Annotated in this window: 24 protein-coding genes and 1 pseudogene; 14 read left to right on the forward strand and 11 right to left on the reverse strand. The window is 60.0% G+C overall.

What is annotated here, in order from left to right:
• Nucleotides 1–253: DUF3892 domain-containing protein (locus HB677_RS17505; protein ID WP_213817022.1), on the reverse strand; the 253-nt coding region annotated here is incomplete at its 3' end.
• Nucleotides 254–485: 232 nt separating this feature from the next.
• On the opposite strand from HB677_RS17505, the gene HB677_RS17510 reads away from it, so the two are divergent.
• On the forward strand, nucleotides 486–767 hold the full coding sequence (locus tag HB677_RS17510; RefSeq protein WP_213817023.1) for an antibiotic biosynthesis monooxygenase: 282 nt from the start codon (nucleotides 486–488) through the stop codon (nucleotides 765–767).
• Nucleotides 768–897: 130 nt separating this feature from the next.
• Here HB677_RS17510 and HB677_RS17515 read toward each other — a convergent pair whose 3' ends face one another.
• On the reverse strand, nucleotides 898–1,401 hold the full coding sequence (locus HB677_RS17515) for a hypothetical protein (RefSeq protein ID WP_213817024.1): 504 nt from the start codon (nucleotides 1,399–1,401) through the stop codon (nucleotides 898–900).
• A gap of 389 nt (nucleotides 1,402–1,790) precedes the next feature.
• On the opposite strand from HB677_RS17515, the gene HB677_RS17520 reads away from it, so the two are divergent.
• Together HB677_RS17520 and HB677_RS17525 are read left to right on the forward strand one after the other, a co-directional pair.
• The gene (locus HB677_RS17520; protein WP_213817025.1) at nucleotides 1,791–2,222 is read left to right on the forward strand and encodes a helix-turn-helix domain-containing protein; all 432 of its coding nucleotides are present in this window, start codon (nucleotides 1,791–1,793) and stop codon (nucleotides 2,220–2,222) included.
• Between the two features lie 207 nt (nucleotides 2,223–2,429).
• Nucleotides 2,430–2,801, forward strand: a complete 372-nt coding sequence (locus HB677_RS17525; protein ID WP_213817026.1) for a hypothetical protein — start codon at nucleotides 2,430–2,432, stop codon at nucleotides 2,799–2,801.
• Nucleotides 2,802–2,989: 188 nt separating this feature from the next.
• On the opposite strand, the gene HB677_RS17530 is transcribed toward HB677_RS17525, so the two are convergent.
• From HB677_RS17530 to HB677_RS17540, 3 genes are all read right to left on the reverse strand, one after another.
• Entirely contained in the window at nucleotides 2,990–3,568 is a 579-nt protein-coding gene (locus tag HB677_RS17530) for a recombinase family protein (protein ID WP_213817027.1), read from the reverse strand.
• Nucleotides 3,569–3,825: 257 nt separating this feature from the next.
• Nucleotides 3,826–4,422, reverse strand: coding sequence for a recombinase family protein (locus HB677_RS17535; protein WP_213817028.1), 597 nt, complete (start codon nucleotides 4,420–4,422; stop codon nucleotides 3,826–3,828).
• A 218-nt stretch (nucleotides 4,423–4,640) separates the two neighbouring features.
• On the reverse strand, nucleotides 4,641–5,207 hold the full coding sequence (locus HB677_RS17540; protein ID WP_213817029.1) for a TetR/AcrR family transcriptional regulator: 567 nt from the start codon (nucleotides 5,205–5,207) through the stop codon (nucleotides 4,641–4,643).
• Between the two features lie 142 nt (nucleotides 5,208–5,349).
• Here HB677_RS17540 and HB677_RS17545 point away from each other — a divergent pair, with 142 nt between their 5' ends.
• The 4 genes from HB677_RS17545 to HB677_RS17560 all read left to right on the forward strand — a co-directional run bounded on the left by HB677_RS17545 (nucleotide 5,350) and on the right by HB677_RS17560 (nucleotide 10,740).
• Complete coding sequence (locus HB677_RS17545) at nucleotides 5,350–6,306, forward strand: NAD(P)-dependent alcohol dehydrogenase (RefSeq protein ID WP_255546719.1); 957 nt, start codon at nucleotides 5,350–5,352, stop codon at nucleotides 6,304–6,306.
• A gap of 278 nt (nucleotides 6,307–6,584) precedes the next feature.
• Nucleotides 6,585–7,688, forward strand: coding sequence for an IPT/TIG domain-containing protein (locus HB677_RS17550; RefSeq protein WP_213817031.1), 1,104 nt, complete (start codon nucleotides 6,585–6,587; stop codon nucleotides 7,686–7,688).
• A 574-nt stretch (nucleotides 7,689–8,262) separates the two neighbouring features.
• Nucleotides 8,263–9,906: a PAS domain-containing sensor histidine kinase gene (locus HB677_RS17555; protein WP_213817032.1), complete on the forward strand. Its 1,644-nt coding sequence runs from the start codon at nucleotides 8,263–8,265 to the stop codon at nucleotides 9,904–9,906.
• Nucleotides 9,907–10,359: 453 nt separating this feature from the next.
• Nucleotides 10,360–10,740, forward strand: a complete 381-nt coding sequence (locus HB677_RS17560; RefSeq protein WP_213817033.1) for a hypothetical protein — start codon at nucleotides 10,360–10,362, stop codon at nucleotides 10,738–10,740.
• 440 nt (nucleotides 10,741–11,180) lie between these two features.
• Here the strand turns inward: HB677_RS17560 and HB677_RS17565 are convergent, their stop codons facing one another.
• Both HB677_RS17565 and HB677_RS17570 read right to left on the reverse strand, forming a co-directional pair.
• Nucleotides 11,181–11,678 (reverse strand): DUF6328 family protein, encoded by a 498-nt coding sequence (locus HB677_RS17565; protein ID WP_213817034.1) that lies wholly within the window; start codon nucleotides 11,676–11,678, stop codon nucleotides 11,181–11,183.
• Between the two features lie 47 nt (nucleotides 11,679–11,725).
• Nucleotides 11,726–12,403: a DUF6766 family protein gene (locus tag HB677_RS17570; protein ID WP_213817035.1), complete on the reverse strand. Its 678-nt coding sequence runs from the start codon at nucleotides 12,401–12,403 to the stop codon at nucleotides 11,726–11,728.
• Nucleotides 12,404–12,807: 404 nt separating this feature from the next.
• On the opposite strand from HB677_RS17570, the gene HB677_RS17575 reads away from it, so the two are divergent.
• From HB677_RS17575 to HB677_RS17585, 3 genes are all read left to right on the forward strand, one after another.
• Nucleotides 12,808–14,121 carry a diguanylate cyclase gene (locus HB677_RS17575; protein WP_213817036.1) on the forward strand — a complete coding sequence of 438 codons (1,314 nt, stop codon included), beginning with the start codon at nucleotides 12,808–12,810 and terminating at the stop codon, nucleotides 14,119–14,121.
• Between the two features lie 138 nt (nucleotides 14,122–14,259).
• The gene (locus HB677_RS17580) at nucleotides 14,260–14,616 is read left to right on the forward strand and encodes a hypothetical protein (RefSeq protein WP_213817037.1); all 357 of its coding nucleotides are present in this window, start codon (nucleotides 14,260–14,262) and stop codon (nucleotides 14,614–14,616) included.
• Between the two features lies 1 nt (nucleotide 14,617).
• Nucleotides 14,618–14,938 (forward strand): ATP-dependent DNA ligase, encoded by a 321-nt coding sequence (locus tag HB677_RS17585; RefSeq protein WP_213817038.1) that lies wholly within the window; start codon nucleotides 14,618–14,620, stop codon nucleotides 14,936–14,938.
• Between the two features lie 170 nt (nucleotides 14,939–15,108).
• Here the strand turns inward: HB677_RS17585 and HB677_RS17590 are convergent, their stop codons facing one another.
• Entirely contained in the window at nucleotides 15,109–15,474 is a 366-nt protein-coding gene (locus HB677_RS17590; RefSeq protein ID WP_213817039.1) for a hypothetical protein, read from the reverse strand.
• A gap of 195 nt (nucleotides 15,475–15,669) precedes the next feature.
• On the opposite strand from HB677_RS17590, the gene HB677_RS17595 reads away from it, so the two are divergent.
• Nucleotides 15,670–16,383: a GAF and ANTAR domain-containing protein gene (locus tag HB677_RS17595; RefSeq protein ID WP_213817040.1), complete on the forward strand. Its 714-nt coding sequence runs from the start codon at nucleotides 15,670–15,672 to the stop codon at nucleotides 16,381–16,383.
• 712 nt (nucleotides 16,384–17,095) lie between these two features.
• On the forward strand, nucleotides 17,096–17,455 hold the full coding sequence (locus HB677_RS17600; protein ID WP_213817041.1) for a hypothetical protein: 360 nt from the start codon (nucleotides 17,096–17,098) through the stop codon (nucleotides 17,453–17,455).
• A 463-nt stretch (nucleotides 17,456–17,918) separates the two neighbouring features.
• Here HB677_RS17600 and HB677_RS17605 read toward each other — a convergent pair whose 3' ends face one another.
• A complete protein-coding gene (locus HB677_RS17605) occupies nucleotides 17,919–18,197 on the reverse strand; it encodes a TetR/AcrR family transcriptional regulator (protein ID WP_213817042.1) in 279 nt (92 codons plus the stop codon).
• A 460-nt stretch (nucleotides 18,198–18,657) separates the two neighbouring features.
• Between HB677_RS17605 and HB677_RS18975 the strand changes: the two are divergent.
• A pseudogene (locus HB677_RS18975) lies at nucleotides 18,658–18,753 on the forward strand (NAD-dependent dehydratase); the annotation flags it as partial.
• On the opposite strand, the gene HB677_RS18645 reads toward HB677_RS18975, so the two are convergent.
• On the reverse strand, nucleotides 18,748–19,032 hold the full coding sequence (locus HB677_RS18645) for a hypothetical protein (protein ID WP_255546717.1): 285 nt from the start codon (nucleotides 19,030–19,032) through the stop codon (nucleotides 18,748–18,750). The pseudogene HB677_RS18975 and the gene HB677_RS18645 overlap by 6 nt on opposite strands.
• Before the next feature lie 30 nt (nucleotides 19,033–19,062).
• Nucleotides 19,063–19,413, reverse strand: coding sequence for a hypothetical protein (locus HB677_RS18650; RefSeq protein WP_255546718.1), 351 nt, complete (start codon nucleotides 19,411–19,413; stop codon nucleotides 19,063–19,065).
• Between the two features lie 518 nt (nucleotides 19,414–19,931).
• Here HB677_RS18650 and HB677_RS17615 point away from each other — a divergent pair.
• Nucleotides 19,932–20,698: DNA-processing protein DprA (locus HB677_RS17615; protein ID WP_213817044.1), on the forward strand; the 767-nt coding region annotated here is incomplete at its 3' end.

Here is a 20,698-nt window from a genome sequence, read left to right on the forward strand (position 1 = left end):
GGCTTAGAAGGTTGTCGTTGTAAAAGCCGTTCGCGTGCGTGCGAAGGAACTTCGGTGTCGGCGGATCGTCCACAATCCCGACTTGAACCCCTTTCACATGCGCTGTCTCGGTGGTCTCCAAGAACGACACCATGTCCGTCTTCCAGCGGTACCAAAGCTTGGTCTCACCGTCATAGTGGTATTGGTATGCATCGATGGATTGATGGGTCTTGTCTGTGCTCTCGTAGTGCACGTGAGTGATTTCAACGCTCATCTTGACTCCTTTTTACAGGTAGCCCGTCGATGGGCCACTGCGTCAATGATCCTCCTGGGCAAGACGGGTTAGCGAGGAAATATGTGTGCGACTGAGCCAGCGATGAAAGCGCATCGCGAGGTGCTTTGGTCCGAACCCGTGTCCCAGCCTTCTCGCCGTCTGATAGCCGATCGGCACACGTACAGCTGGATTGTCCTACCCCATCTCGCATCTTGCGTGTTTGACTGCTGTCATGACCTTTGCCGTCGTCTCTGTGCATTCCCCAAAGCCCGAGCACCGGAAGGCGGTACTCAATTCGATGCAGCGATATAGCGAAGTCGCCCGGAATCAGCCGGGACTGGAATGGACAGGCGTCGTGGACGACGCGAGCGGCCGGCTCATAGGTATCGCACTTTGGGAATCGGAAGACTCCGCGACGGCTGCACGGCCCGCTCTGATGGCCGAGGTCGGCAACGATCCATTTACAACCTGGGACGAGCGCCCGATCGACGGCCTCCGCGGGGATGTCCGGTGACCAGTTCTCGGACGACTGAGTTTGGCTCAAGCCAGCTCTCGTCACTCTTGGGTGCCCGCTGAGGGATCCCGTACCGAACACCTCAGCAGCCGAGTGCTAAAGGCAACGGTCGACCGATGTACGCAGCTGGTTAGTAGCGTCCTGCGAGATATTGCATTACGGGGACAAGTTCGCGCGATGTGACTTCCAGGTGGCTTCTGCTGACCAGGTTCGGCCGCGGATACAGGTGGTCGACTCCAGTCTGCTCCAGCAGAATTGTTCGTGCGATGCCGTGCAACGTTGAACCTTCCACCTGAGTGTCCCCGCGATAGATGCGCAGATAGCATTCCTCGGTATTGATGCCTCTGCCAAGCTGAATGAGCACGTTGACGCGAGTATCTCCAGCCGTGATGTCTACGTCGAAAGACCGAGTGCGGCGTACCTGAGTGACCCGCGCTCCCGCATTCCGGTAAGCGTCGATGAACTCCCGCACGTGCATCGGTTCTGTTCCCCACTGACTTGCCAGCGAGTCATCGCTAGGAGAGACGGAAGATTCGGCCAGCCAATCATGACTGCGATCGCACCACCGCAACCAGGTATTCCCAAAATCGATTTTCGACAGCAGCGCTGTTGAACGGGTTCCTTCGTAGTCCACGAAAACACAGTAGCAAAGGGACCACACGCGTCCGTTAGCCGATCCTCATCTGGCCGCTCCCTCGCCTCGATTGACACGCCCGGGATGTCGGGATGTCACCGTGTCCGTTTGCCTGTCCGATATAGGTTCCGGTGACGGGACCCTATGCGAGACGGTCCTCGCTGCGGAATTCGTCTTTATGCCGCTTCTTGCTTAATGCGTTCTGGAAGCGCGGTGTGCATCGAGTCCCGCGCGGAAAGGACCGCTCCGCAAGCCTCACCGCTGTCGCGCCCACCTTCTCCGAGTAGCCATACTGAATCAACGTTGCAGGCGACGCATCGGCTACTTCGAGAAGCCGCGCGGGACCCCACACCAATTCCGATGCAAACCCTTCCTCAGAGAGAGCACATATGAACGACGAGGACGACGAGTACTGGGGCGATTTTCCTCACACGTTGACGACAGCTGATCTCGCGCGGATGCTCGCCATCGGGAGGGAAACGGTGGTTACTCGGCTGAAAAACGGCGTGATCCCCGCGCATTACATCGGTGGTTCCTGGATCGCATTTACGGCCGAGATTCGCTCCTGGGTGCAAACTGCCGGCCACGGATCAGAGGCCCCTTCCCCCAAGCCGATCAACATACTTGAGGATTATCCGGAGGAGTTGACATACCGCCACCTGATGACGATTTTCGGCAAAACAAAACAGACCATTTACTCGTGGGCTCGTACCGGCGCCATTCCCGCATCCAATATTGGGAATCGCTGGATCATAGACAGAGCGCATCTAGAACGTGTCCTACGAGAGACCAGCAACCACCCACCGCGACAGGAAAGTTAGCTGCTACACAATGGGCTGCCCAAAGCTAGGCGGTGGTCAACACCCCTCGGGCGGTGCCCCAATAGTTGGGGCGTGACCGCGCTCTCACCACTACCTAGCCACCCCGGTTGATGGAAAGAGGCACAGGATCATGCATACTGCCGGATGGGCTGAAATTTAATCAGCTCTTGGTTCGGGGGTTTCGTGTACGCCAAAATACTGCTGCAGATGGGCTCAACTGTTATGCCCGTCATTGTGCTCACCCCACCCGAAGCCAACCCCCAACTCATCACGACTCTCCAGGAATTGGGTTGGGCCTCCCATGGCACCCTCACCCACTCCCCCGGCCAGCACCTCACCATCAACGACCGTGTCGTGCGCCTCACCCACAACGACACCGTCTTGTTCCAACATCCGATCGGTAACGCCTGGGCACCCGTCGGATGGTGGAAAGCAGTCACCAGCCTCGACAACCAATGTGTCATTGTTGTGGTCGCCTCCACCCACATCAACCTCAACGGCCGCTCCCTCCACGCCCAACTCGATGCCCTCACCGGCTCCCACCAGACAGTGACCGCGCTGGTTCCCGTCACCCACTGAACACCCCTGAACAGCTTCACCTGGGCGGCAGAAAAGTGTCCGTCCGCAGCGGGCACACATAGTCGAGAAGAGCCAGCCCACAAAGGACCTGCCGCCCACCGACCGAAGCCACCACAAATATCGGGATCCAGTACCAGAGCCTCCGCCGCATGCTCCACCGCCGCGGGATGACTAGAGACCGACCTTCGCTAGCCGGAATTAGTCATCCGGTAGACCGTCGCCACACTGATGCCCAAAGTCTTTGCGATATCCATCGGGTGCACTCCCCCATCGCGCAACGTCTGCGCCTGCTTCGTCCGCTTCGAATCCAACACTTTCGGCCGGCCACCGACACGCCCCTGCGCCTTCGCCGCCGCAAGACCTGCCACGGTCCGCTCAGAGATGAACTCCTTCTCCATCTGCGCGAAGATCGCCAACATCTGCAACATCGCACGGCCCGTCGACGTGCTGCTATTCAGGCCATCCGCGATCGACTCAATGAAGATCCCGCGATGCGTGAGCTCCTCGATCAGCGCAGCGACATGAGCGGTGGAACGTCCCAACCGGTCGAGCTTGTAGACAACGATCGTGTCCCCCGGCTGCACATCAGCAAGAAGGGCATCCAACCCCGGACGAGACGCCTTCGACCCGCTCACCCCGTGATCGACATACCGGTTCCGCTTCATCACATTGGCGGCATCGAGCTTGTCGTGCTGCAGCTGCTCATCCTGTTTCCCGGTACTCACACGCACGTACCCCAAGCGGGTTCCGGTTGTCTTCGTCGTCATAAGCAAACGATCGCATAAAGTCGATCCTTTTTGCTGCGCACCACGGAACGGGTTTTGCGACGACAGAGCAACCAGTATTCATGCGGGGGCCCGGCGCTGGACGAGTGGCAATTTCGTGTCGCATCGGAGCATCGTTGATGACTGGGCACCGTTGTCGAGAGCAGCTTGTTTGCACGCCGCCAGAAATAAAAGACCGTCGTGGTTTGGCCCTCGCCCTGCCGTAGCCGCAACCTGCTTGATTGCGTCCACTCACCTACTTACCTGCTGGTGCTTTCGCGGGCCGCAAAGATCTGCTGGTGGCGATACAGAGTCGCGCGGCTCCACCCGACTAGTTGTGCCGCGTCCGCCGCGGTTCTCCCTTTAGCCCGGGCCTCGGCAACAAGCTTGAGCTTGTCCGCAACAACGACGGGATCTGACAGAGGCCGGCCGAACTTGGTGCCGCCCTGCCGGGCAGCCGTGATCCCGGCGTTTACACGTTCCGTGATCAGCTCGCGTTCGTACTCGGCCAAGGTGGCGAGCATGTTCAACATGAGCCTGCCCGACGTCGTCGACGGGTCGATCCCATCCGAAATGCTCTTCACCTGCACGTTCCGCTCCCGGAGCAGCTTCACCGTGTTCAGCACATCGATCAAGGATCGCCCGAGGCGATCCACTCGCCACACCACGACCGTGTCGCCGGGCTCGGCATACTCGAGCAGCTTCTTCATTCCGGGGCGTGAGATCGCAGTTCGGCTGCCCGACGTAACGTCGGCAAAAATGTCCCGCTCCTGCACACCCGACTTGACCAGAGCGTCGACCTGCAACTTCGCGTCCTGGCTTCTCGTGCTGACACGCGTATACCCAAGATTTCTCACGGCTCCATTCTGCCTTGGAAATGGCTAGAAGCGTCGGAGCAAAGACACTTTGCGGTGAGACAAGTTTCCAAGACAAACTGCGTCCCGGAAATCCGCCACTTCGACGCGACGCTTCGGAGGGGGTTCTCGTGTCTCGGAAAGCTTTAGCTTTTCGAGGCAAGAATTGCGTGCGGTTCGTGTCTGTGATGTGGGTCCGGCGGACGACCCATGCGTCACGCTCAGATGCGGCGTAGGCCGCGGAGGGTCAGCTCGACGAACCTTGCCGAAGCGGCCCCTTCGTCTCCGGGCGAATGGGCGATTACGCCCGCGTTTCCCTTAAGAATCGCGAGGACGTCGCCCAGGACGATGTCGTGGCGCAGAACTCCGATATCGGCGGCTTTCTGGGCAATGGAAGTGAACATCGACCCGATATGGTTCTCTGGGTCCGCGACGGTCACTGCGCTCAAGCTATCGGCGATCGCGCCTGCAAGTCCGGGATGCCCGGCCTGATGTTCGGCACAAGCGCGAATGGCGGCGACAAGTGCCTCCCACGGATCTCGTGTCGACTTTGGGCCGCCGGTGAGCTCGTGGATTTCGGAAAGCTGCTCGGTAACGATCTCGCGTATCAGGTCGCCCTTCGTGGGAAAGCGGCGCAGCGTTGTAGCGAAGCCGACGCCTGCACGCCGTGCGATCTCGGCCATCGACACATCGATGCCGTCGCTGGCGAACGCAACACGCGCTGCGTCTAGGATCTGCTTGCGGTTGCGCGCGGCATCCGCGCGGAGTGCACTTCCTGCGGCTGCCATGATCTGCCTCTCGTCTTCGGTGCTTCCGGTTGGACGGGGAGTCCAAGTGACTAACCCTATCCATTTACATGATATCGTGCCTAAGTGGATAAGCCACTCCATTTAACGACGTAGATGCAGCGAGGAAATCACCTTGGAAAACATGCGAGCAGTTCTGTTCGATCGGTATGGTTCCCCGGATGAGTTATACGTGGGCACTCTTCCTAGTCCAGAGCTGCGAGCTGGCGGCGTGGTCGTGCGTGTGGATGCCGCTTCGGTGAACGGAGCCGACTTGCTCCTTCGCTCGGGCAGGCTCGGCGTTCTGACCGGTCGGCGCTTCCCGAAGCAGATCGGAATCGATTTTGTTGGATCGCTTGTCGCCGCCCACCCCGAGGCCGATCTAAGCGGGGTGTCTGTTGGCTCTCGTGTGTGGGGAACGGTTGCCGATCAAGGCGGCTCGCTTGCTGAGTTCGTCGGCATTCCTTCGACCCAGATCGCGGCGGCACCGAACAACCTGACATCACTGGAAGCCGTCACGCTCCTGGCCGGAGGCACGACTGCCTATACCGGCCTCGTGCAAAAAGCCCACCTTCGCCCCGGCGAGCGAGTCCTCATCCGAGGCGCGGCCGGTGGCGTGGGCAGCGTCGCAATTCAGCTTGCTAAAGCATTAGGGGCACACGTAACAGCACTTGCGGCAGCAGCGAGCCTGGAATTCGTGCTCGGTTTGGGTGCAGATGTAGCACGCGATTACCGAACGGCAACGCGTGAGGACCTCGGCAAGTTCGACGTGATCTTCGACACGAACGGGAGCGACCTTCTCGCGTTCCGGCGCCTGCTCGCGCCGGGCGGAAGGATGGTATCTATCGCCTTCGGCAAGAAGGCGCCGGTGCGCGGCTTACTCGCGATCGCCGGCAGCGCGGTATTTGGCCGACGACGCATCCGCTTCTTCTTGGGCAAGCCCACTCGCAACGACTTCCAGCGCCTCACGGAACAAGTCGAACGCGGAGAAATCCGCCCAGTGATTGACCGAGTTTTCCCTCTGGCCCAATCTGCGGACGCACACACTGCGCTCGAGAATCACAGCATACAAGGGAAGATAGTCATATCGATCTCGGAGTGAGGCCCCAACGCGACAGTGAAGCGACACCACTCATCACCACCGCGCTATACCAAAAGAGAGTACTGGGGCTCCGCGAGGTGCCTGGGGTGGCGACATTCGGGTTGCAGCCAGCCCGGACACCCGCGCCACACCTGCCGGGCCAGTCGGGTCGTTGGCCCAACGGTCGTGTGCCTTCACCGCGAAAAACCAGCCCCATTCGGGGGGTTGCCTGAGCCCAAACTTAAGCACAAGCTGCGTTAATGGAACCAACGGTGGTTCCCAAGGGGGCGGATTTTCTGATGATTTCACGTGGTGTGCAGCGAATCGGTACATTCGGGCTTGCCGGACTGGTTGCAGTGGCCTTAGTTGTCACCGGCGGCGTGGCCGCTGAGGCGGCTCCGGTCCAAGCTTCCGGAACAGCTTTGCAAGTTGCCCTCGCAGCTCAAGCCGGGGCGCCCCTTGCAGTGGTGGCCGACGCGGATGTCACCGTCGCGCAAGCCGTGGCACCCCCATCGACTACCGTCGCCGCGCTGGACGTTGCAGCTGCGTTGGATGGCGCCGTTGGGATAACTGCTACCGATGGAACCGCCACCGCATCCGCCACCGCGGGAGCCAACCAGAACCTTGGAACGTCGCGCATCGAGGACCTGGCAGCAGAGATACTTGGATCGCCCACTACAGCAACGGTATTGTCTGGAACAGCCACGTGCCCGGCAACTGGCACCCCCGTTGCGGACACTATGGTCGTCGACTTAGACGTACTTGGTCAAACGGTCGCGGCAACGATCAACGGTCCGGCCGTCAACGTCTCGGCAGCAACAACTGTCGCTGGTGTCGTCGATGCTCAAGTGAACGCCGCCGTGTTGACGAACATCAGAACCACCACAGCTACCACGGCAACTGCTACCGCCTTGCGGATCACGCTCACCTTGACCGGCACAGTAGCCGGGCTGCCGATCGAAGTGCCCCTCGGCACAATCACCGCTGGTGCTGCGACATGTGTTCGCCCCGCCGCCGCAGATGCGCCCACGATCACCGGACTCACACCCCCCACCGGACCCACCACCGGCGGAACAACCGTCACCATCACCGGAACCGGCTTCATCCCCGGCGCCACCACCGTCACCATCGACGGCACCACCATCCCCGCCAATAACGTCACCGTCACCAGCCCCACCACCCTCACCTTCACCACCCCCGCCCACACCGCCGGCCGAGTTGCCGTGGTGGTCAGCACGAATGGCCAAGCATCGGATGCGTTGACGTTCACGTATCTCTCGGTCGCTGACACACTTGCCTCGACCGGTGTTGATGTACATGGCTGGCTTGCCTTCGGGTTGTTCCTCCTGCTCGCTGGCGCCCTGGTGGTGGTCGAGACCGCTCGACGCCGACGCCAGCCGTGAGCCCATCTAAGAACTTCCCGGTGGTGACACCGCCCTGCCACCACCGGGAGCCGTTTGTCGACACGTCAAGAGCACCTTTGTGGGGCTTATCTGGAACCGGTGACAGGGCCAGGAAACCCGTGGCGGCGGTTGAGACCACCTGCCGGCGCAGCCACCCGCACTAAAGGATGTAGCCACCCGCAACTCAACCTCTCGAGCATTCGTAAGTGCTCATCTTCGCCGGGTATGCTCGCTCCCCCGCCGCGCGCGCCGCACAAGGCCAAACCATCTCCGTCATCTACCGCGACCGAAACGTCGTCCCCCGCGGGACCCACGGATACCTCTACAAAAACTGCTAACCCACACCACCAACAACCCCGCCACACACAACCAAGCGCACCGAGGGGCACCGTGCCCATGGACACCAGAGATTGCAATCCCTGGCAAGCGCCGCACGCAACGTCATTGACAACCGCGACAGGGTTCCAGCGCGTACGGCAAGAAATTTCGTGTGCCCTGGCAATTGATACAGTTGCTATCCGTCTGCGAGTCCACGTGCTGGCGGGTGTCCCGCGGGCTCTGACACGATAAGCGCATGACGTTGTTTGAGCTCAGTAAGTCGCCGCGGGCGCGTTGGCGGGCGTTTGCCCGCGCTCAATTACCGCTGCTGACCGGAACCTTCTTTGTCAGCATCGAGGGCGCGTGGGCTTTGCCCGACGTGGTGGTATCAACTCCAGCTGTTGTCGGGGTCGCGTTGATCGTGATCTCGAGTGTTCTATTTGCAGCGTTGCCCTGGGAGAAATGGCCTACTTGGTCGCTCATCCCGTTAGCGGTTATCGATGTGGTCGGTGTTGCTTATTTGAGGCTGGCTTATTTCAATGACCTGCCGTCGGTGGGGATCTTGACAGTGTTCCCCGTTCTGTGGCTCGCGTATTCCTTCCGGCGCTGGACAATCGCGCTGGCAATCATGGGCGCTTTTTTCATCACTTTGCTTCCCTCGATAGTTTCCGACGCGTGGGCAACGACACCACACGCAGTGGTGTCTGTACTAACACTGCCCGTAGTCGTGATTGGTCTCGCCGTCGCGGTAAGTGAGGCAGCAAGACAACTAGCAGGCAGCGAGCGACGCACCCGGGAAGCAAACAGGCAGCTCGAGCGATCGCTGCGACGGGTCAGGGACAGCGAAGCCCTTACACGCACGCTGTTCGACACCGTGGATGTCGCAATAGCGTTTTACGACACCAACCACCGTTTGATTATGGCCAACCCACAAGCGATCCAAGCGGGTACCGTCGCTGGCTTCCAAATCGATAAGGAACCATTCGCCGGCCCCGAGGTACGGCGGTCAAACAGATCTGATCCGATCCCGTTCGATGAGCAAATCATTCCCCGGGCGCTGAGAGGTGATCTGGAAAATCACGAAGTGGAATGGATCGGTCCTCCCGGTCAGCAAATTGCGATAGCCGCGTTCTCGGCTGAGGTCGCTCACGCTGATGGCACACCCTGGGGCACCTTGATTGCCGCCTACGACGTCACCGATCTTGCTCGCTCACTGCGCGTCAAAGACGAATTCATCACAACCGTCTCCCATGAACTGAGGACACCGCTGACTTCCATCGTTGGCTACCTCGAAGTACTGACCGATGAGCTGGAAGATGCAGACCCTCTCATCATCAGCAGCCTCGCGGCGAGCACACGGAACGCACACAGGCTCCAAGCCCGCATCGAAGAACTCCTCGATACCGCTGACCAACGCCGCCAACTCAACATCCAACGTCACGACCTCGCAACCGTAATTGACCGCGTCATCGGGGCGCACACTCTTCGAGCCAAAACCGCCAACACCACAATCAGTACGAACACCCCGAGACCGTTATGGGGCAGCTTCGACGCCGAAAGAATCGAGCAAGTCCTCGAAAATCTTCTCAGCAACGCAATCAAATACGCCCCCGCTGGCCAGGTTGCCATAACCGGCACGAGCACCGATAGCGACCTCATCATCGAGGTAAAAGACAATGGGATAGGGATGAGCCCTGACGAGATCTCTCAAGCCTTCGACATGTTTTGGCGCGCAGACCGCACCAAACGCGACGCCACCCAAGGAATCGGCATCGGTCTATCCCTGGCGCGCCGGCTGGTCGAAGCACACCACGGCACGATCCACATCAGCAGCACCGAAAATAAAGGGACCACCTTCACAATTGTCCTGCCGATGACGAATAAACCGACATTAATTTGAGCCCTCTCTCAATGAACCCCTCGCCACGTTTACCCCCACGGGGTCCGGACCGCTCTTAGCATCAACTTCGCCGCTACTCCTCCGACGCCAACAGCCCCTCCCCGACCTGTTTGTCGCTCATTTTCATCAAGTGGGCTCGCTACGCGCGTCCAGCGTTGCCCCCGAGACTCGCCCGTTCGCGGCTGCGTGATTCAGTCGAGCAACCCGGCAATAGGGGCACCACCAATACGGGTGCGCACTTGTGCCCACCACCTCCAACGGTGTCGAACACTGCAAACATTCTGGGACTTTGACCCCGTCCATGAGGCGCGACACTACTCCCCCATCCGACGACACGCCAGCAGCCAGTAACGGCCCTGAGTTCGTCACCACAGCACGGGAGGCGAGCCGCACCCGCGGCCGAATGATTTCTACCGCGCTCGCTTCGGAGATGTCTATCGTAGAGAATGGCTTATGCGAATCATGGGTGTAGACATAACCGAGACACCAAGACCTGCAGCACGTCCCGCTCTCGGTCGGGCCAATGCCTGGGCACACCAGGGCATCTCTGACAACCACGATCTCTTAAACCCGGCCTGGTTCGTACGCCTCATCTTCACCAACGAACATCATCAGTTGGAAACCACAGATGTGCCAATGCTGGGTCGAGGAAATGATCCCACGCCATTGCTGGCTGAAAACATTGTCGTAGCACTACTGGCATCCCATCCAGCCGATATCGCCGCAGCAATCGCCAGCGGACGGGTATTAGGGTGGACACCGATCGCGTCATCAACATCAATCGAAGACGCCCGGCTGGGCTATGCCATCACTTTGGCAACCACCACAACCTGATCCCCCAAAGTGCGCTGCCAACGCAGCTGCCGACGTTCCATCGACGGACGATTGGCGAGCTGTGCACGAACGCCTGAGTTGCGGAGTTTGGCGTTATTTGGCGATGTTAGGTGATCGCTTCGTGTCGCTAGTTGCCGATGACGAGGGTGCTGTGGGCCTGGATCCGTTTCAGGCTCAGAACGCCTTTCTCTAATTCGCGAGATCATGAAGCGCGCCCTCGTCTGTATTGGAGAGACCGAACTTGTTAGTGTCGTCCTCCGTTCAAAGCGCTCCCGCAAGCGATCTAGGTGTTCTTCCCGTCGCGTACATCACCGGTAGCTGAAACTTGCTCGCCGTCATGAAGCCGCGACCCTCGCCATCCGCGGGCGGATATTACGCCGGCATCATTCGGACGACGCCCGTTCCACATGCCATGGACTGATCGCTGCTAGCAGCGGACGTTAGATCTGTCGACGCGCCAATCGGCGCGGAATAATCACCCACACGATCACGAGGAGGATGAGCAAAAATACTGCCAACGCAACGCCCCATGCCCGTCCCAACACGAAGTCGAATATGAGCATTCCGATGCCCGCAACGGTGATGGCAACTCCGGCAAGGGTGATTTGCACATACCGGTTCGTGTAGGTGACAACGGTGCCTTTTTCTTGTCTTCGAAATAGCAGCCGATGCAAGCTCACCGGCGCTAACCCGAAGACGGTGGTCAGGATGGACGTAACGACCAGCACTAGGTAGACGGTGTGCTGGAATGCATCGAGGTCCTCAAACCGGGATTGGAACACTGCGGCAAGCAGAAAGCCGGTGAGAATTTGTGTCCCGGTTTGGACCACCCGCAGTTCCTGCAGGAGCTCCACCCAGTTGCGATCCAGACGTTCGTTCTCCGTCTCATCTCGACCGTCGGGAGCATCATCCTCTGAAGGCTGGGGCCCTGAAGGCACGTGCTTTCCTTTCGTAGGGTCGGCGCAGCTTTTCCCGCGAATGTTCGCTATTCATCTTCCGTGGAGGTCTCAGCGTGTGGCGTGCCGACGGGTTTGGACTCCGACGAGCCGCGTTGACGAAGGAATATGGAAAAAGCGACCATGCTTCCGACCGCCAGGAATTCTGACTGCCAGTTTTGGAGAGTGCGGTTCCAAAAGTCCGGCGACGCTACGTAGGCCAACCAGGTGACCGAAGGCTGATCGTGCTCTGCTTGATCCTGGTTGTACACCGTGACCCCGGCGACGGACTGCGTCCACCAGGAGAACAAGAAGATGGTGCCCATCACGATTAGCAGAGAGTTCGAGTACACCGTTTGGCGCCAGCCGGTTGCTTTAGCCCAGCGCGGCGATCGTGATTTCGCGTATTGGCCCACGAGTTGTTGTTCATCGCTATCGATGCCCTCATCGCCCGGCTTTTTGGACTCGGGGGAACCTTTCTGCACCAACCACACAGTGGCCAGGATGAATAAGAAGAACTGCAAAAATTCCGACTGCCAATTTTCGGCGACGTCGACGACGAAGTCGGACGACGTAACGAAACTGCCGTAAGAGACGGCCTTCATGCCGTGAGCGACCTGATCTTCGTTGAACATGGCCAACCCGGCAATAGACTGCCCCGCCAGCGCGACCAAGAAGATCACCCCGAAGAACACGCTCAACAGGTGCTGTCTGAGGTTTGCCAGCATGAGTTACCTCCCCGCAAATGCAATGACGAGCATGTAGACAAGCCCTAACCCGATGAATCCCAACCAGCCAACAAATACTGTGCGCACCTATTGAAGGTAGCGTCAGGTCTCCCGAAGATTCGAACCCGCCCGCGCACTGTTCAACGGATAACAGGACTGCGATAATGACCTCCGGAAGGCATCTGCGCGAGCCGCTGACACCCAACCGCGACACCCGCACCTCGGCTGGCGTGCACTCCAACTTCGCCATTATGGAGCGGGCAACCCCGCGGAGAGCCCGTCCATCCCCTGTACCTAAATTGACGTCTCTCATGGGAACCGGGATGCTACTTCTGTGCATATCAACCAGGGAACTGCGGGGCAGCCAATTGCGTGACCCGATAGCCCACCTAGCGCCCTGCGGTTTGATCGAGGTATCCGGTGCGGGCATCATTCTCGATGCCAACGAGGTGTTCTACCGGTGGTTCTCACCCACGCAGCCAACTATTATCGGCAGCTCACTGGAGGAAGTACTGGGTACTGCCGGGGCTGAGCTCGCAGCGTCCCTCGTTCTATCATCCGATGGCACCACCGAACTCATTCCCACGGTAATCCTGCAGCCCACAGCTATCAACGCCCGCTCATTCATCGCAGCCTCCAACAAGCTCGACAACGGTAACGCTGTAGTCGCGATAGTTGATGCAAGTCGTCATCAAGGATCCGGCGGTGATTTTGAACGCGCCCATTTGGCCTCGCTTCGAGAAAGTGAACGCCTGCAGTTGCTCCTGGCCGCCTCCGTCAACTTCGGCAACGCCTCCAACGCCCGGGAATTGGGCGAGCTATTGGCGGATACCGCTCGGCGTTCGTTTCGAGCCGACTTCGCCAGTGTTCACGTCATCGACGGTGGAAGCTTTGTGCTCTACGGAGGGAGCAATCCCCTGGCAGCGCACTGGCCCGCGCAGGCCCCGGTGGCCGGTGCCCGTACGATGCAACTCGGAAAGATCCTGACGATCACGGATCCGCGAGACGCCGAGGTTTATCTCCCGCATGTGGGGATCGCCGCGGTGATGGAATCCAGCGATGTCCATTCCATCATCGTGGCCCCCATCACTGACCACGACACCCCCATTGGCACCGTGGCCTGCTACTTTTCCCACCGACGCACCTTCGATGAACAAGCAGAGCCTCTGATCCGCGCCCTCACTCAGCAATCTGCGCAAGTATTTAGGCGCCTCAGACTCGAGGAAACAATACTTCGCAGCGCCATGCTTGATGACATCACCGGCCTCCCCAACCGCCGCCTTTTCGAGCAACAACTCGTAGAACTAAGTCGAACCACCGCCGTTATGTTTCTCGACCTCGATGGTTTCAAAACAGTTAACGATAGCCTCGGGCACGCAACCGGCGATCACGTGCTCGCTCTCGTTGCCGAGCGATTGCGCGGCATATTCCGACGCACCGACTCCGTGGCCCGCTACGGCGGCGACGAGTTCGTCGCCATCATCGACGCCACTAATCCCGAAGAGGCAATGGCCGTTGCCGAACGCGCGCGAGCTGCAATCGCTGAGCCCTTCTCTGAACTGCCCACCAACTACCGCGTCACCGCGAGTATCGGAGTCGCCCTCGACTTTCGAAAGCTTCCATCGTCCATCGAGTCGCTCGTACGTCTGGCCGACAAGGCCATGTATGACGCAAAAGCCCAAGGCGGCAACAAAACGGAATACAAGCAACTCTCGTAGCTGGTTCACCACCGCACAGCAGCTGAATCAACTCAATTCCACGCGATGGGCACGCATGCATGGTCGGGTCCACGGTGATTGATTCGCATCGCCATCGATGCAGCCGCGGAGGTCACCGGCACCGGGTATCGTTTTGCTATGAAGCGCATCACATTTAGCAGCTGGTCAATTGTGACGGGTGACGCGATTACGGCAGCTTTGCTGGAGTACACCACGACGGTCGCTGACGCCGAGACCAGCGTCACGGTTAACTTACCTGTGTTGGAAGAAGATGGCCAAACGTCCGAGCACACGTTGCTCCTCGGTCCAGCCAGTCAGTTCGACGTCTTCGACGTTGACGGAATCGGCGAAGAAGAAGAGGCCAGACGCTTTCCATTACCCGTCTTCCCCCAGATCGGCATCAACGGCTTGGTCGAATCCAACGGCGATGCGGGCCGCACCGCAAATGACTTTGATCAGATGATGAGCGAAATAGACAATGGGTTAGGGCAGTAGCGTGGGCAAATTTATTTACGGCACTCCGTCGATAACCGTCGATTTCGATGATCGACTACTGACACACCTCAAAGTGGTCATCCTGTCCAAAGTGCGTCGCGGCGAGAGTTTTATGTTTTCCTGGGAGTACGCGGCTGCTGCTGGCAGCGGTCACAGCTCCATCTGGATCAACCCCGCCATCCCCCTTCAGTTCGACTTCGCGGGCAGCCGCGAGCCGCGCCTGAACAAAGCCTGGGTGGAGCAGATGGTGCAGCTGGTCAATAGCCCCGGCGGACTGCGGCCCATCCCGGAACCCGCGGACCCGGCATTGGACAAGCCTTAACAACGTCGCCGCCTTCCAGCCACACAGCCCACGTGCACTGCAGCCACCGATGACTGACGTCACGCGGTTGAATTACGGCAGTGGATCGGCCGAAGCTCATACTTCCGCTCTTAAAAACAAGTCCAGCCCGTCGAATTGTGAGGGCCGCGGGTCCCGTGGGTGGGCGCAAATCAGTTTGTGGCGGTTTCCCCGGGGCCGAAATCATGTTCGAAGTCGGCCATAGCGGTGTCGTCTGCCTGGTCTAACGGCATGGCTTGGACTGTGGCACCCAGCTGCCCTAAACGGGCCCGGATGTGCTCGACAAGGGCACCGTTCTCGGGCTCCGGAAGGTCGGAGTTTGCGGTCTCGATCATCACAGGTGCACCCTCATCCAGCAACAACGTCGCCTCTACATTCCCGCCGTCAGCGCCGTAGGCTCGCAATGTGACGGTGTCGGCGCTGTGCGCACGGGCGAGCGCAGCCGCATACTCCACTACTAACTTCGCCGCGTCGTCGCCAACGATCAGACTCTTGTCAGAGAACGTGAGGTGCATCATGCGAGAAACCCTAATCGTCACATTCCGCAAGTAGCAGCCACTTGTATTACCGCAGCACTGCGCGTACAACGAACCCGGCATGCTCCGCCGGTCGGCACAACCGCCATCACCGCTCGCCCCGTCATGTTCATTAGCGTGAATGCGTGCGTTCAGCCAGTGCTGATATTTGCTCCCCTACCGCCGTAGCATCCATGAATGTCTACCTCGGAACATGACGTCGAACTCGCAACGGTGTTGGCACTTCTCGCAGATTCTCTCCGGGACGGACAAGACGTCGTTGACACCATGGACACCCTCGTCCAGGCCAGCACGCGATTCACCTCGGCCAACGACGCGGGCATCCTCCTGGCGGATGCAACAGGAGTGCTGCATGTGGTCGCATCATCCAATGAGCGCACTACCGACGTTGAAGAGGCACAACTGGGATCCGATGAGGGTCCGTGCCTGGAGTGTTACCACAGCGGCGAACCCGTCGAAGTTTCTGATCTCGCACGCGAGGGCTGGCGGTGGCCCCATTTCGTCACCATCGCAGAATCCCGCGGATTTCGTGCGGCGCACGCATCACCGCTGCGCCTACGAGGACAGACGTTCGGAGCAATGAACCTATTCTCAGAACAACCCGGACTCTTTAGCGACTACGACGCCGCCCTAGCCGTTGCGCTCGCGCACGTAGCAACCATCAGCCTCGTTCAACAGCGAACAAATCGTGACCACGCCGCCACAAACGATCAGCTCCAACGTGCCTTGGGCACCAGAATCCTGATCGAACAAGCCAAAGGCATACTCGCCCAACGCCACGGGCTGTCCGTCGACGCAGCGTTCTCCCGCCTACGCAACCACGCCCGCACCAACCGGGCCCGACTCCACGACATCGCTGACGGCGTCATCAACCAAGGGCTCATCGTCTAGCGATCCGGCGACCAAAGCTGGGCTTGTCGACGTCGCCATTCCGGGACGCACAAAAGTCCGACGGAAGTCATCGAAACGGGCAGGTGGGCATGGTACCAGTGACGTCGACGGGTGCGCTGCTTCGGAACGATCAATCAGTGTTCCAGCCGCCCTGAGCGTCGATAGAACGTGGCCCGATGATCCCGAAGACCACCCGAGCTGGGAAACAATTGACCCCCTCGTGCTCAAATGTCAGGACGGGGATGGGATCGGACTAACTATTTCCTATACATCGCGAATATTTCTACTCACATTGCCCCCGGTTGGGGGCCGTGAAACCGATCGCTGCAGAGTATCGTCGCGGTATGCGGCCAGGTTCGGGTCCCGGCCGCCCGCACGAGAGGGACCTAAGTGTCCCTCACGCGAGGCCCGGCCTAAGGCGGGGCCATAGGTCGGGCTGCTCTCCCGCTCCGTTTACTACTGGGGTCTGAGCAGCGCTGTGATCAATTCGTCAGTTGGGGACTAACCTCAGCTCATGGCCGACCCTCGCGTATTTCGCACCAATGCACATGTGTTTCAAGGCGCCAGCGACCTCCTCGTGACCACCGACGTCGCCGCCATCAACTAAACAACCATCGCCGCACAATGCGAGGTTTCCCGCAGAACTTTATATGGGCACTGGGGCACCCTGGCAAAACTGTGGGAAGCAGCGTTCCTTCACTTCTACCTGCCAATGAATACCGCCGTAACTGACGCAACAGTTGAAGGTCGCATGGAGCAAGGACTGCTCCATATCCGCGACTGGTTAGCAACACCGCTCGGACGTGCAGCATTTCTGGCACCCGACGAAACCGGTGCTACACGCCGCGTCCTTCTCGACCTCTGGAGACAGGAGCTATCAGCCACCGTCCTGAAAATCGACGCCGACACCTTCAGCCGCCTGATAGGCCCGCTCTGTCTCGACGCGATGTTTGCAGCGCGACCTACGTCGAACATTGCTGTCCGGAACATTGCCCGTCTGACCCTTGCCTCGGACATCTGCGGCCTCGGGACCGACTCGAGCAAAGATCTGCCGAAACACGAAAGACGTTGACGAGGTCCGACGCTGCCGAAGCAACGTCGGACGTCGTGCGTTCACAACAGACTTCTTCGGGTTGTCTCCTGCGATGCTCTTCGACACGTCAACGAGTGCCGGTCGAAACGAGCCGGCGCGGGCGGGGCATACGCGCCGGTCCCCATAATTTAGCAGGCTATGTCCCCCATATGAAGGACCGCAGCCTGCCCCAATATCTGGGGCGCAAAGCACCCATTTGCCAGAGCAAGCCGCCTTGCACCGCCTCAAGAGCCGCCGAGTCGTGGGCACTTGTCGTGATGATGAGTACCAGAATATGACAACGACCGAACGAGTTAGTCCCGCTTGTTGGCCCGCGCGAGACCCCACGAGGCCAAATGTGCCAGCAAACTCTAACGATTCGCTACATCCGCTTCCTAAGCACATCCGTGGTTTCGCTGGGCACTGGCCGGATGCTTCCCAATCTCCGAACAACCGAGACGGTCTAGCCGTCAAGCGTCAGGTAGGTGTCTGCCCGCTCAGGCCAAATATGTTCCAGCATTGCTCTGCGATCGGGGAAATACCGATACACGGTTCCTATCGAAACGCCGGCCAGTTCGGCTACTTGGCCAGTAGAGAACCGATCCCGGCCAATATCGGGATCACACAGCACCGCACGAATAGCGTCCTCAATCTTTCCCAGCGTGGCATAAGCACGCGACTGCACCGGCTCACGCCTGGTGTAGCCATCAACGACGCCCGGAGTACCGGTGGTTCCCGTCATGGTTATTCCTTCGGGTATGTTCCGCGTACGGAATGAGTAAGCCCCGCTTCCTCAGTCGTACTGGGCCGTAGCCGTGACGTCAATCACTTCCAAGGTGTCCGGGCTACGTGTCCACTGAACGACACCGCGGTCAAGCTGATGCACGCGAGGAGCGCAATGCGTGTCAGCTCCTCATGGATTGGAACGCTAGTTCAAGGGCCTGCCGGCGTTGAGTCGGCTCGTCGTGACTTCAAATGGGCGGCCATTGTGGTGAGCGTTCACGACGTTCGGTCTCGCGGCGAAGAGCGCTATCGGAGGACTTGGTCGATGGTGCCGGACTAGCAAAGACCGTTTCCGCCGCATTAATCGCGGGCGTCTCAACGTTGGTTCTGGCGTCAGTGTTCCCTGGGGCTGAACGCGGGAAGGATACTTCGGACATTTTCGAGTACCACGTCAAAGTGAAAAACGATCCGAGATTGTCGTGATCGGATCGAAGTTGAATTGGCTGATTGTTCGCCCGGGACGCCTGACCGATGACCCAGGGGTAGGTCGAATTCCTGCTGCGCAGACTTCAGAGTACGGTTCGGTGAGTCGAAACGACATCGCGGAGTTCATCGCCCGCGCGCTGCACGAGCCACGGCTTCGTGAGTCCTTCGCCGCCGATGAAGAGTTCGTGGATACGGTCGTGTCCGGTAGTCCACCGGTTGGTGGCGAAGTGGCCGAGTTTGAGTCCGTCGCGGCGGGTTCCGGCACCGAGGGTCACGATGACATGGGGGACGTCGGGGTGGTGCTGTTGGATGGTGGTCCAGGTGGCTTCGATGGCAGCGATGAGGGTGCTGCTGCCGGTGCTGGTCATGATCGTGTTCCTTTCTTCCTGGGTGCGGGGTTATTGGCAGCTGTCGCAGCCGAGCTCGTCCATGGGGTCGGTGGGCACGAGGTAGTCGCCGACCGCTGTCAGCTGTGCGTCACCGTTGTCGGCTGGTGGGGTGGGGAGGTAGTTGGTGGTGGTGCCGTCGGGGTCGTGCCCGTCGGCGTTGAGGTCGATGGCGGTGCTGCCGGTGTGGGTGTGGGTGCGGCGTTGGTATGTCCAGTGAAGAACGCCGCGGTAGGGGTAATCGTCGTTCTGGCTGGGGCTGACGTGTTGGATGGTGGCGGGGACGAGGGTGGTGCCGATCCCGGGGAGGGTGGTGAGGTAGCGGAGCGTGTCGCCGGGCTGGGGTCCGTAGCTGGTGGTCATAGTCGTTGTCCTCTCTGATCTGGAATGCCTTTCGGCCCTCTGCCGAATGCACGTCGAAGGATCGCAGTGCCCGCCCGGGAGCGGTTTATGCCGCAGCGCAGCGAGGATTAAATAGCGGACTGGCGGGCACGGAAGATCCGCAGATGTGCCATCCTCGGGCCGCTCGAAAGGCACCCCGGAGCTCAGCCGCCCCGCGCTGATCAGGTGCCCATTGCCAATGCCAGTGCGCGGACCGCTCATTTGCCAGTGCCGCTGTGTGACCCGACCGCAGTGATTGCTAAGCGGGGTTTAGGACGCTGAGTGGTGCCGCTGCGCGGCCTGCACTTGTAGTGCTGTTTGTCTTCCGGCGGCCGATCGTAGCTCGCTTCGCGGCTGCGCATCCCTGCGGTCGTTATTTAAATCCTCGCTCCGTTGCGGCTTAAAGCACTCCCTTCGGGATGCTTCGCCGCTCTCGCTCGCTCTCGAATCTCTCGCCGGAAGGCAAACAACAACGGTCGATCGGAGAGAGGAGCACAGAGATGAGTTACGAGGTCGACAACAGTGTCAGAAACACCCGACTTTCAGACGCGGGGATGGTGTGGGATGCGGAGATGGTTGCCCGAGTCGCGTGGGCGTGCATTGCAAAGCCTGGGGATCCGGCGATGGGGGCGCTGATTGCAGCACACGGGGCGGCAGCCGCGTTGGAGGTTGTGGTGTCCAGCCGGATGGTGGAGTGGAAGGGGTTCCGGTTGCGTCCGATCCGCGCCGCCCTCCGCGGACGGTTCAGCCCCGTTGTCGTGCGGAGGGTGCTGGAGGCGACGGTACGGGAGGAGCTGACGGTGCTGATTCCGGGACGCCCTGGGTGGCCATCACAACTGGATGATCTGGGACCTGCAATGCCGATGGTGGTATGGGTGCGGGGGGACGCGGGGGTGTTGTCGCGGCCGGCGGTGGCGGTGACGGGGACTCGGCAGCCCACCGCGGCGGGGGTGCACGAGGTGCTGGATGCGGCATCCCTGTTGGCCGACCGCGGCTACGTGATTATCAGCAGTGCCGCACCCGGCATCGACACCCTGGCAATCCGCGCTTCATTGGTGATCGAGGAGACCGCGGTGGCGGTGATCCCTGCCGGCATCGCCCACGCGGCGACCTCAGACCAGGGGCCGCTACTGACCGAAGTCGCCGCCCGGGGTGTGGTGGTGAGCGAGCAGCCGCCATGGGCAGTGCCGGATGCGGAGACCCGGGAGGCACGCGACCGGATCGTTGCAGCGTTGGCCGGCAGGACGGTGGCGGTCGACACCGGCAT

The sequence above is a fragment of the Glaciihabitans sp. dw_435 genome (genome assembly GCF_018449675.1).
GTDB lineage: Bacteria > Actinomycetota > Actinomycetes > Actinomycetales > Microbacteriaceae > Glaciihabitans.

What these genes read in the sequence shown, in the direction of transcription:
- HB677_RS17510 (WP_213817023.1), top strand. Translation starts at nt 486, where the DNA reads ATGACCTTTGCCGTCGTCTCTGTGCATTCCCCAAAGCCCGAGCACCGG.
- HB677_RS17520 (WP_213817025.1), top strand. Translation starts at nt 1,791, where the DNA reads ATGAACGACGAGGACGACGAGTACTGGGGCGATTTTCCTCACACGTTG.
- HB677_RS17525 (WP_213817026.1), top strand. Translation starts at nt 2,430, where the DNA reads ATGGGCTCAACTGTTATGCCCGTCATTGTGCTCACCCCACCCGAAGCC.
- HB677_RS17530 (WP_213817027.1), bottom strand. Translation starts at nt 3,568, where the DNA reads ATGACGACGAAGACAACCGGAACCCGCTTGGGGTACGTGCGTGTGAGT.
- HB677_RS17540 (WP_213817029.1), bottom strand. Translation starts at nt 5,207, where the DNA reads ATGGCAGCCGCAGGAAGTGCACTCCGCGCGGATGCCGCGCGCAACCGC.
- HB677_RS17545 (WP_255546719.1), top strand. Translation starts at nt 5,350, where the DNA reads ATGCGAGCAGTTCTGTTCGATCGGTATGGTTCCCCGGATGAGTTATAC.
- HB677_RS17550 (WP_213817031.1), top strand. Translation starts at nt 6,585, where the DNA reads ATGATTTCACGTGGTGTGCAGCGAATCGGTACATTCGGGCTTGCCGGA.
- HB677_RS17555 (WP_213817032.1), top strand. Translation starts at nt 8,263, where the DNA reads ATGACGTTGTTTGAGCTCAGTAAGTCGCCGCGGGCGCGTTGGCGGGCG.
- HB677_RS17560 (WP_213817033.1), top strand. Translation starts at nt 10,360, where the DNA reads ATGCGAATCATGGGTGTAGACATAACCGAGACACCAAGACCTGCAGCA.
- HB677_RS17570 (WP_213817035.1), bottom strand. Translation starts at nt 12,403, where the DNA reads ATGCTGGCAAACCTCAGACAGCACCTGTTGAGCGTGTTCTTCGGGGTG.
- HB677_RS17580 (WP_213817037.1), top strand. Translation starts at nt 14,260, where the DNA reads ATGAAGCGCATCACATTTAGCAGCTGGTCAATTGTGACGGGTGACGCG.
- HB677_RS17590 (WP_213817039.1), bottom strand. Translation starts at nt 15,474, where the DNA reads ATGATGCACCTCACGTTCTCTGACAAGAGTCTGATCGTTGGCGACGAC.
- HB677_RS17595 (WP_213817040.1), top strand. Translation starts at nt 15,670, where the DNA reads ATGTCTACCTCGGAACATGACGTCGAACTCGCAACGGTGTTGGCACTT.
- HB677_RS17600 (WP_213817041.1), top strand. Translation starts at nt 17,096, where the DNA reads ATGAATACCGCCGTAACTGACGCAACAGTTGAAGGTCGCATGGAGCAA.
- HB677_RS17605 (WP_213817042.1), bottom strand. Translation starts at nt 18,197, where the DNA reads ATGACGGGAACCACCGGTACTCCGGGCGTCGTTGATGGCTACACCAGG.
- HB677_RS18645 (WP_255546717.1), bottom strand. Translation starts at nt 19,032, where the DNA reads ATGACCAGCACCGGCAGCAGCACCCTCATCGCTGCCATCGAAGCCACC.
- HB677_RS18650 (WP_255546718.1), bottom strand. Translation starts at nt 19,413, where the DNA reads ATGACCACCAGCTACGGACCCCAGCCCGGCGACACGCTCCGCTACCTC.